At 35.1% G+C, this 2,261-nt stretch carries 2 protein-coding genes; both read right to left on the bottom strand.

Features of this window, described 5'->3' with window-relative positions:
• Positions 1-1,277: TonB-dependent receptor plug domain-containing protein (locus tag B3J44_RS21530; RefSeq protein ID WP_286971347.1), on the bottom strand; the 1,277-nt coding region annotated here is incomplete at its 3' end.
• A gap of 141 nt (positions 1,278-1,418) precedes the next feature.
• Positions 1,419-2,261: exo-beta-N-acetylmuramidase NamZ family protein (locus B3J44_RS21525; protein ID WP_286971345.1), on the bottom strand; the 843-nt coding region annotated here is incomplete at its 5' end.

Genomic DNA, 2,261 nt, shown 5'->3' with positions numbered 1-2,261 from the left:
TGTTTCAAATACAAATCTGTAAACGATGGAATTCTTTGGCTTGTTCCTACATTTCCAATAATTTTAAATGCGTCTGTAATCGCATAACTTGCATCAATTCCTGGATAAATCTGCCATTTGTAATCTGAATTGTAGTTTAAATACGTTCCGATATTTACATCTAACTTTTCTGTAAAACTTGTTCTGTACTCGGCATAAAGACCAACATTATCGCGATCATGATCTCCAATGTTTGAAGAGTGAATATTTTCGTTTCTAAATTCAGCTCCAAAACCAATTTCGCCTTTAGATAATTTAACTGTAGAATTCAATTCTCCCGCAATAGAATTCGTGTAATGCTGACTTCTTCCAACTGTCAAATTTGAATTTCCTAAATAACGGTAATCATCATAATTGTATCTGTAAGTCACTCTCGGCATAATTTTCCAACTATCCGTAATTTGATGATTTGATTGAATGTTAGCAAATGTAGTCTGAACAATTTCGGTAGCATTTTTATCAGTTGGAGCAGCATAAAATCCGTTAGCCCCAAATCCGTTATTGATGTAACCTGCAGAACCTAAAATTTCGTTTTTATCATTGATCTGCACATTTCCTTGGTAGAAAATTTTATTGTTTTCGAATGCTGTATTGTAACGGTAACCGTTGCTTTTATCGTGCGAAGCAAAAATTAAATGTTGCTGTTTTTCTTTTCCTAAAACAGCTCCAGCTTGAATTCCTGTTCCGTAATAGGTATCTCCAGTGTCTTGCGTGTCTTTTTCGAAATTAGAACCTGCATAAGTGCTAACTAAAAACCCAGAATCGGTTGGTTTTTTCGTAATAATATTAATAGCTCCCGTTAAACTGTTGATTCCGTAAATTCTTGCAGCCGGACCACGAACAACTTCGATTCTCTCTATTGCCTCAACCGGAAGAGGAAGATTCAACATATTATGAGCCGTTTGCGAATCGATAACTTTTGCTCCATTCAATAAAACAACTGTTTGCTCAAAACTTCCTCCATCAACACTAATATCGGCTTGAGTTCCAAAAGGTCCTCTTTGTCTAATATCTACTCCGTTGGCATATTGCAATACTTCTTGCAATGTTCTTCCTGGAAGTTTTTTAATGGTTTCGCTAGAGATAACATAAACGTTTCTGTTTTGTTTAGAAATTGGCGTGTTAAAACGACCTTCGTTAATAATGACTTCATCCATTTGATTAATGGAATCATTTTTTGTCTGTGCGTAAAAATTGGTACAAATTACTGTAAAAACAGCAAAATAGATTTTTTTCATTTTGGTTTACTATTTTTTTGGCAAAAGTAAACTCTTACCGTACCAACAAAGTATACCAGTTTAATAATTACAAGTAGTCCGGATAAAATTCTATTTTATTTTGCGTAAAATCAAATAAAACGAAAAAAAATCTGAAAGATATTACTTATAAATCAAATATTTAGCTCTCATTTTTTTAAACGCAATTAAACCTTCTTTCCAACTGTTTCTGATTTCTTCTTCCGAAATTCCAGCTTCAATTTGTTGCTGCAGTTTTTCATTTCCTGCGCGAATGGCAAACTTTCTTTTATCAAAAAATTTAGATTTATCTGCTGTTGTCTGATAGGCTTTTATCAGCCATTTAATTTCTAATCTGCTTATTCTCGGAATAGAAGACAAATCTTCTCCATTGCATTCTATACCTTTGTACAAAGGATCTTTATCTCCAAAATTAGGTTGTGGAGTAAAAGCGAAATCGCTTTTTGGCAGATAGGGCGAACCGTAAATCTGAAACTGCTTTTCGGTTCCACGTCCCATACTTACATTTGTTCCTTCAAAAAGACATAAACTCACGTATAAATTAATCGCCTGATCGTTTGGCAAATTTGGTGAAGGTCGTACGGGCAAACTATAAGAGCTTTTTCTAGTATAATTCAAACACGGAATCACAGTCAATTTGCATTGAATTCCATCTTTAAGCCATTTTTGTCCGTTGATCATTTTAGCTTCTTCGCCCAAAGTCATTCCGTGCAGTAAAGGCGTTGGATGCATTCCGATTCCGCTCTTGAAAGCGATATCCAAAACTGGACCATCGACAATCGCGATATTCGGATTGGGACGATCCAGTACAATCAGTGGAACATTGTTCTCAGCGCAGGCTTCCATAATGCGGTGCATTGTAGAAACATACGTATATAATCGTGTTCCAACATCCTGCAAATCAAAAATCATAACGTCGATTCCTTTTAGTTGGTCTGGAGTTGGTTTATTGTTTTTTCCGTAAAG

It is taken from the genome of Flavobacterium sp. UBA4854, assembly GCF_002399805.1.
In the GTDB taxonomy this organism is placed as follows: Bacteria; Bacteroidota; Bacteroidia; order Flavobacteriales; family Flavobacteriaceae; genus Flavobacterium; species Flavobacterium ginsengisoli.
This window is presented reverse-complemented; position numbering and strand designations above follow the sequence as displayed.